This is a genomic window from Terribium retamae, assembly GCF_022347545.1.
GTDB classification, from domain to species: Bacteria; Pseudomonadota; Alphaproteobacteria; order Rhizobiales; family Rhizobiaceae; genus Mesorhizobium; species Mesorhizobium retamae.
Genome location: NZ_JAKREW010000044.1, coordinates 25,993 through 33,471 on the forward strand (window position 1 = coordinate 25,993; position 7,479 = coordinate 33,471).

Here is a 7,479-nt window from a genome sequence, read left to right on the forward strand (position 1 = left end):
GAGGTCATTGTTTACGGAGATCGAGGCCGCCTATCGCAACCCGGTTCTTTCGAATCGATCGCGAAGCCAGTCCCCGAGAAGTGATACTGACAACGCCATCGTCGAAATGGTCGCTGCAGGAATGATGAGAATCCATGGCGCGCTTGCGAGATAGTCTCGGCCGTAGCCGACCATCGAACCAAGCGACGTGGCGGGCGGCTGGACGCCGAGGCCCAGGAAACTCAATCCGCTTTCCACCAACACGATCTCGGGAAACGCGATGGTCATCGAGACAATCAGCGTCGCCATTACATTGGGGAGAATATGGAAGAGGTAGATCCGTACCGGGCTTGCCCCGAGTTGCCAGACCGCGCCAGCATACCCTTGGGCGTTGGCGCCGAGGGCCAGGCCGCGCGCGATGCGCGCATAGCGCTCCCAGCCGTGCAGGGCCAAAAGTCCCATGAAGATAGGCAGCGAGTTGCCTATGAAAGCCAGGATCGCCAAAGCCAGAATGAGGAACGGCATTGTCGCTTGGAAATCGACCAGTGCCAGGATTATCTGTTCGACCGTGCCTCGCATGTGCGCAGCCAGAAAGCCCAGCAACGTGCCCAGAACGGCGCCTAACAGGGTCGCGCCGCAAGCGATCAGGACACTCATCTGGATCGACACCAACAGGCGGGAAAGCAGATCGCGGCCGAGTTCGTCGGTTCCGAGGGGATGCGAAAGACTGCCACCAAATCCGATCGGCGGCGCCAACCGGTCGAGTAGATCTATTGCCGTGTGGTCATAGGGCGCCAGCCAAGGACCGAACAGACCCACCGCCAGCAGCAGCCCGAGCCATCCGATCGCGCAGCATATGCTCGCGGCAGGAAGGCGACGCGGTCCTATCCCAGCATGCTCTTCTTGTTTGACGGCGTCGCTCACGCGCCACCTCTATTAGCCGAGGCGCGGAGGCGCGGATCAAACAGACTGTAGAGGATATCGGTGGCGATGTTTGCGGCGATCATCGTTGCCGCCACGAAAAACAATAGGCATTGAACCACGGCCAGGTCACGGCTCGCGACCGACGCGACGAGCAAACGACCGACACCCGGCCAGGAGAACACGTTTTCGACGACCACGGCGCCGGCGATGAGCTGTCCGACGAGGAACCCCAGGATCGTCACCATAGGAATGGCGGCATTCGGCAAGGCGTGGCACAAGATCGTCTGCCACCAGGGCACACCTTTCGCACTCGCTGTACGGACATAGGGTCGGTCCAGGACCTCAAGCAGCGCAGCGCGGGTATAACGGGCAAGCGTTGCAGCGCTACCTACGCCGAGTGTTACGATCGGAAGGATCGCATTCGTCCAACGTTGGGCTCCGCCCGATGGCAGGACGCCGAACCACACTGAAAACACGAGCACGAGCAGGAGGCCCAAGACGAAAGACGGAACTGTGAACCCAGCAACCGCACCCAACATTATGCTACGGTCCAGGCGGCTGTTTGGATTGAATGCGGCGCATATGCCAGCAGTAACGCCGATCATGATGCTGAGCATGAGGGCTGGAACGGTTATTGCCAGCGTGATTGGAATGCGCTCAGCGACAACGGTGAATGCATCGCGCCCATCGCGCATCGACATTCCAAGATCGCCACTGAATATGGTGCGAAGATAGTTGAAGTACTGAACGAGAATAGGCTCGTCGAGGCCCCAGGACTGTCGAAAGGCCAACAGTGCTTCAGGTGGCGCTTCATTGGTGAGAATGGCCAGTGCTGGGTCGCCTGACAGTCGAAGCACGACAAAGGCGAAGCTGACGACTATCAAGATGGTGAGCAAGGCGCGTGCCAACCGTACGACCAGGAACGTCATGCGACTGGCCTTGCGATGGAGGCTGGCTCACCGCCCGGATGCAACAAATGGCACGCCACGCGATGGGAGGGGTTGGAAACGGGAAGAAGGGTTGGAGCTGTATGATTACAAGCGTGGACGGCGCCTGCGCAGCGAGGCTGAAATGCGCACCCAGGCCGCCGTTGTGTAGGGCTTGGCGGCTCGCCCCTCAGCAGAATGCGGTTCGGGCTCAATCCGCCGACACCCGGTACGGATGAAATCAATGCCTGGGTGTATGGGTGGCGTGGCGCCTCCAGGACCTGCTTCGCCGGTCCCTCCTCGACGATGCTGCCAAGATACATCACAGCCACGCGGTCGCTGACGCGCCGCAGCGCGCGCAAATCATGGCTTATGAAGAGGATCGCCACGCCTGAGGCCGACTGGATTTCGGCAAAAAGGTCAAGAACCTGCGCCTGGATCAGCATATCCAATGCAGAAGTAGGTTCGTCGCACACCAACAGATCCGGCGATGTCGCCAGTGCCCGTGCCAGCACGGCGCGCTGTCGCTGGCCACCTGACAATTCGCCGGGCAGTCGTCGTCCCTGCGCAGCCGTGAGGCCGACCGCGTTCAACAGGTCGCCCACGCGCTTGTTCATTTGTGCCTGCGATCCGAATTTATGAATGATCAGCGGCTCGCGAATCTGTGCAGCGATCGGAAGCAAGCGATCCAATGCCGACAGTGGATCCTGGAACACCATCTGCATCCGCGCCCGAGACCGACGCCATTCTGCGCTCCCGGCTCGGGCGAGAGGACTTCCATCGAATTCTACGGAGCCACTATCGGCAATCTCAAGGCCGAGGATCAGGCGTCCGAGGGTGGATTTGCCGCACCCAGATTCGCCTACAAGGCCTAGTGTTTCGCCGCGTGCAAGCTTCAGTGAAACACCGTTGACTGCATACACTGGGTGCGACTCGCCAATCAGCCGCCTGCGCGAGCCATAGGTTTTTATGAGGTCTCGCGCCTCGATGAGCGGAATCCCCGTCATGCGGCGTTTTCAATTGCGGCGCGGACCGGTGCAGGGCCAGGAGATTCGGCGTGATCCGTTAGATGCCCGCCCAGATTCCAGGCCGGTGCCGCTGCGACCAGTCGCTTCGTGTAAGAATGCTTCGGCGACGTGTGGAGATCCCTAACGGAAATCTCTTCGACCACCATGCCTGCGTCCATGACGTAGGTTCGCTCGCAAACATCAGAGATGACACCGAGGTCATGCGAAATCATGACAAGCGCCATCCCCGTCTCCCGCCGCAGCGTCCGCAATAGGTCGAGGATTTGAGCTTGAATGGTGACGTCGAGACCGGTCGTCGGCTCATCAGCGATCAGGATCGCTGGCTGCGCGGCCAGCGCCATGGCGATCATCACACGCTGGTTCTGACCACCTGAAAGCTCGAATGGATAGGAGCCAAGACGTCGCCTGGCTTCCGGAATCCCAACCAGATCGAGCAATCGTTTCGCTTCATCCTGCGCCGACTGGCCAACCATGCCGCGATGCAGCTGAAGAACCTCAGCGATTTGCCAACCGACGCTACGAACGGGATTGAGCGCAGCTGCGGCATCTTGAAACACGATCCCGATTGTTCCGCCGCGGAGTCGCTCCAGACTCGTGCGTGGTGCACCAAGTATCTCGCTTCCACGAAGCAGAACGCTCCCGCCAATTTGTGCGGTTTTCGGCAAAAGCCCCATCGCCGCAAGCCAGGTTATCGACTTGCCACTTCCGCTTCCGCCGATCAAGCCGACGCTTTCGCCAGGTTCTATCGCAAGATCGATGCCGCGCAGGATTCGCGTGTCGCCAAAGGTGACGGTCAGATTTCGAATGTCGATCAACGGCACAGTGTCTAGCGCTCGTTGGGGGCCATTCCCCGCAATCTCCCGCTTCCGGTTTGCCTCCGGCATGACTGACCGGAAAGTCGGCCGAGGATGCTCCAGTCGGCAGATATTCGCCTCAACGTCCGCGGCAAGCAGATCAGGCCGCCGGTCGGAAGAATGTGCCGTCAAACTTTGCATGTTGTGCGCCTCGAATTCGGCATTTGCCGCTTCTCATCAGGCCTCGCCGCATAGCCTCAAAGCTGGCGATTGCGGATTTGATTCGTACCGTGGGGTCGGGGCCTTGTTGATGGCTGTGGGCTATCGGCCTGCTGTTACGCTCCTGTGACAATCATCGAATAATTCGAACCAAATGCGATCCAATGTGATCGGCCCCGTTTTCAGAAAGAGACGTATTTTGCCCGAGGGACAAGAATCGTTGCCGCTCAATTCCGTGCGGGCCTTTGCCGTGATTGCGCGCGAGAAGAGCGTGACCCGCGCCGCGGTCGTGCTGGGAGTCGCGCAAAGCGCGGTAAGCAGACATTTGGCCGTGCTTGAGGACTACCTTGGATCCAAACTCGTCGAACGGCGAGGACGTAATTCCGAACTGACCGCGTTCGGAAGGCTCTTCGCAACGGCCGTCAGTGAGCCGCTCGACACGATCTATTTTACAGCGCAGCGCATGAAGCGCCGCCAAACGGATCTGAACCGCATTCTGGTCCGAACGTCGCTGCCGACCTTCGCTTCGACACTTCTCATCCCGAATATACAGGCGTTCTCAACTGAAGCCGGTGGTGCAGTGGTCGACGTCATCACCACACTCTCCCAACCGACGTCCGCAGACAATTTCGACGTGCTGATTACGCGCGATCTGGCACTGGCGGAGCCTTCCGACAGATGGGTCCTGCTCAACGAGGATCTGGTTTGCGTCGGGTCTCCCCGGCAGGTGGCCGGCAAGGAGATCGATATCGTGACGCGCGTTCCGATCGTTTCCATCACCTCGCGTCCCGATGCCCTTCCTACCTGGCTGCGGGGAATGGATATCAAACAGGACGACATAAAATTAGGCGCTCGATACGACCATCACTATCTCGCGCTTCCCGCGATAGCACATGGGAAAAGCCTGCTGGTCACGCCAGAGGTCCTCGTACGCGACCTGATCCAGCAGGGATTGCTCGAGATCGTCAAAGGCACCCGCACGCCGAGCGGGATGCAGTATCACGCCCATGCAGTGGACCGCAGTCAAAATCTGGACCTGGCGCGGATGTTCTGCAGGTGGCTCGTACGCCTTTGCAAAGAGAATCCGGGAAAACCGAAATCGCGTGGCGTCGTATCGAAATAGTCGATGAATGGCATTCAGTTGCTAGATGGCCGGAGTTGATCGACAAAAACAAAATGCTGCAGACCGGCCCCGACATGAAGTTGAGGCATCTGCAGTGACGATACTTTCAAACCGGCTCCAGGTTGTCCGGCCGTCCGAGACCAAGGCGATGACCGCTCGCGCTACCGCTTTGAGGAACAGCGGAGTCAACGTCATTGTTCTCAGCCAGGGCGAGCCGGATTTCCCGACACCGACTTCAATTCGCGACGCCGGTGTGCGCGCTATTGGGGAAGGCTTGACGCGCTATACGGCTGTCGCCGGCATCGTACCGCTGCGGGAGGCAATCTGCGCCAAGCTACGCCGCGACTATGGGCTAGACTACAGCACCGACCAGATAACCGTCGGCTGCGGCGCCAAGCAGGTTATCTTCAATGCGCTTTATGCCAGCCTCGATGCCGGCGATGAAGCCATCATACCAACTCCTTGCTGGGTTTCTTACCCGGACATGGTCGCTTTGGCGGGCGGAACAGCGGTGCTGGCACCGTGCGACCCCCAAAACGGGTTCAAGCTGAAGCCGGAAACGCTGGCCGCCGCTATCACCAAACGCACCAAATGGCTGATACTGAATTCACCGTGTAATCCGACTGGCGCTGTCTATTCTGCAGCCGAACTCGCCGCGTTGGCGCAAGTGCTGCGAGATCACCCGCGCGTCCACGTCCTTTCGGACGACATCTACGAAAAGCTTGTCTACGATGTTCCATTCGCCGCAGTTCTTTCAATTGCCCCAGATCTTTTCGAGCGGGTTTTGATTGTAAACGGCGTCTCGAAGGCAAACGCGATGACGGGCTGGCGGGTGGGTTATGCGGCCGGGCCGGAGCGCCTCATCAGGGCCATGAACACTATCCAGGGCCAGACTTCATCGCATACGAGCTCGATCTCTCAATATGCTGCGGTTGAAGCTATCGGCGGCGACCAACACCACGTGGTGGATTTCGTGGCCGAGTTTCGAAAGCGGCGTGACCTTGTCGTCGGCTTGCTCGCTCGTGCGCCTGGCCTGAGCTGTTCCGTCCCGGATGGCGCCTTCTACGCCTTTCCATCATGTGCCGGTTTGATTGGCAAGCGTACATCGCAGGGCAAGGTCATCGCCACCGACATCGATTTCACGGACTACCTTCTCGACCAGTTCGGTGTTGCAGCGGTGCCGGGATCGGCCTTTCTCGCACCGTCGTTTCTGCGGATCTCATACGCCTCGTCGCAGACCGAACTCGATCTGGCTTGCAAACGCATCATCCATGCGTGCGAAGCACTGACTTAAAAGGACCTCACGATGACCAAAGCGACCTCGTTACGCCGCGCGATGGCCGAGCGGGGCCTGGTTCACGTCATGGCTACTCATAGTCCGTTGTCGGCGATCCTTGCCGAGCAGGCCGGGTTCGACGGATTGTGGGCATCAGGCTTCGAGCTCTCGGCTCTCTACGGCCTTCCAGACATGAGCCTGATCTCGATGACCCAGCATATTGAGATGCTTCGAGCCATTGCCGGCAGAACCTCTCTGCCGATTGTCGCCGACGTCGACACCGGATACGGCAACGCGATCAACGTCATTCACACTGTACGGGAATACGAGCGGGCCGGCGCAAGCGCGGTCGTCATTGAAGACAAGTCGTTCCCGAAGGTCACAAGTCTCGCGGTTGACGGTCATCACGATCTGGTTCGCACCGAAGAATTCCAGGGCAAGATCGAAGCTGCCCTTGCCACGCGATCGGACCCTGACTTCCTGGTCATTGCGCGCACCGAAGCGCTGATTGCCGGACTGGGGGAGGAAGAAGCCCTCTCCCGCGCCCGCGCCTACGAGCAAGCCGGCGCCGACATGATCTTGATCCACTCGAAGAAGCAGCATCCCGGCGAGATCGAGAGCTTTTCAAAGGCCTGGGATGGCGACATCCCGCTCGTCATTGTCCCCAATGCCTATCCCGAACTCAGCAGCGACCATATCCGCGCGCTCGGCAATATCCGCATGGTCATCTACGGCAACTACGCGATCCGCGCCGCCGCTACCGCCATGAAGGACACCTTCCACCGCGTGATCGCGGACGGCGGCGTCCAACACGTCCATCGAAGCCTGTTGCCTGTTGACGAAATATTTCGATTGCAGGGAATGGAGGATGTCCGCGCTGACGAGCGACGTTATCTACGCTAGCCTGGGCGCGCTGCCACCACCGAAATTTCCACCAGGGTTCCCGGTGAGAGGGTGGCTTCGATACACATGCGTTGCGGCCAATGTTGGGGGTTGTCGCCAACCCAGCTCAGCCACTCGACATCGAAGGCTTTCTTGTCACCAATATCTGCCAGGAAGACCGTGACCGACAGCAAATTGCTGCGGTCTGTTCCTAGTTCTCCAAGCACGCGGTCGATCTTGGCGAAAGCGGCGGCGATCTGACCTTTCAGGTCAAGCGCCTTGTCGTCGGACGTTGCAACCGCCCATGCGAGGTTGCCAAACCCCGAGC

The 7,479-nt window shown here is 59.5% G+C and carries 8 protein-coding genes; 3 read left to right on the forward strand and 5 right to left on the reverse strand.

Features of this window, described 5'->3' with window-relative positions; all coding sequences use genetic code 11:
- Positions 1 to 30 precede the first annotated feature (30 nt).
- The 4 genes from L4923_RS26035 to L4923_RS26050 are packed head-to-tail and all read right to left on the reverse strand — an operon-like array spanning position 31 to position 3,852.
- On the reverse strand, positions 31 to 903 hold the full coding sequence (locus L4923_RS26035) for an ABC transporter permease (protein ID WP_425531011.1): 873 nt from the start codon (positions 901 to 903) through the stop codon (positions 31 to 33).
- Positions 900 to 1,832, reverse strand: coding sequence for an ABC transporter permease (locus tag L4923_RS26040; RefSeq protein WP_239370015.1), 933 nt, complete (start codon positions 1,830 to 1,832; stop codon positions 900 to 902). The genes L4923_RS26035 and L4923_RS26040 overlap by 4 nt, the downstream gene beginning before the upstream one ends.
- Positions 1,829 to 2,836: an ABC transporter ATP-binding protein gene (locus tag L4923_RS26045; RefSeq protein ID WP_239370016.1), complete on the reverse strand. Its 1,008-nt coding sequence runs from the start codon at positions 2,834 to 2,836 to the stop codon at positions 1,829 to 1,831. The genes L4923_RS26040 and L4923_RS26045 overlap by 4 nt, the downstream gene beginning before the upstream one ends.
- The gene (locus tag L4923_RS26050; protein WP_343304210.1) at positions 2,833 to 3,852 is read right to left on the reverse strand and encodes an ABC transporter ATP-binding protein; all 1,020 of its coding nucleotides are present in this window, start codon (positions 3,850 to 3,852) and stop codon (positions 2,833 to 2,835) included. The genes L4923_RS26045 and L4923_RS26050 overlap by 4 nt, the downstream gene beginning before the upstream one ends.
- 217 nt (positions 3,853 to 4,069) lie before the next feature.
- Here L4923_RS26050 and L4923_RS26055 point away from each other — a divergent pair, with 217 nt between their 5' ends.
- From L4923_RS26055 to L4923_RS26065, 3 genes are all read left to right on the forward strand, one after another.
- A complete protein-coding gene (locus L4923_RS26055; protein WP_239370025.1) occupies positions 4,070 to 4,993 on the forward strand; it encodes a LysR family transcriptional regulator in 924 nt (307 codons plus the stop codon).
- A gap of 94 nt (positions 4,994 to 5,087) precedes the next feature.
- Positions 5,088 to 6,287, forward strand: a complete 1,200-nt coding sequence (locus L4923_RS26060; RefSeq protein WP_239370017.1) for a pyridoxal phosphate-dependent aminotransferase — start codon at positions 5,088 to 5,090, stop codon at positions 6,285 to 6,287.
- Between the two features lie 12 nt (positions 6,288 to 6,299).
- Positions 6,300 to 7,172, forward strand: coding sequence for a phosphonopyruvate hydrolase (locus L4923_RS26065; protein WP_239370018.1), 873 nt, complete (start codon positions 6,300 to 6,302; stop codon positions 7,170 to 7,172).
- On the opposite strand, the gene L4923_RS26070 is transcribed toward L4923_RS26065, so the two are convergent.
- A partial coding sequence (locus L4923_RS26070; protein WP_239370019.1) for a Rid family hydrolase occupies positions 7,169 to 7,479 on the reverse strand: 311 nt, incomplete at its 5' end. The genes L4923_RS26065 and L4923_RS26070 overlap by 4 nt on opposite strands.

Coding starts and splice junctions, on each gene's coding strand:
- L4923_RS26040 (WP_239370015.1), bottom strand. CDS start 1,832: ATGACGTTCCTGGTCGTACGGTTGGCACGCGCCTTGCTCACCATCTTG.
- L4923_RS26045 (WP_239370016.1), bottom strand. CDS start 2,836: ATGACGGGGATTCCGCTCATCGAGGCGCGAGACCTCATAAAAACCTAT.
- L4923_RS26050 (WP_343304210.1), bottom strand. CDS start 3,852: ATGCAAAGTTTGACGGCACATTCTTCCGACCGGCGGCCTGATCTGCTT.
- L4923_RS26065 (WP_239370018.1), top strand. CDS start 6,300: ATGACCAAAGCGACCTCGTTACGCCGCGCGATGGCCGAGCGGGGCCTG.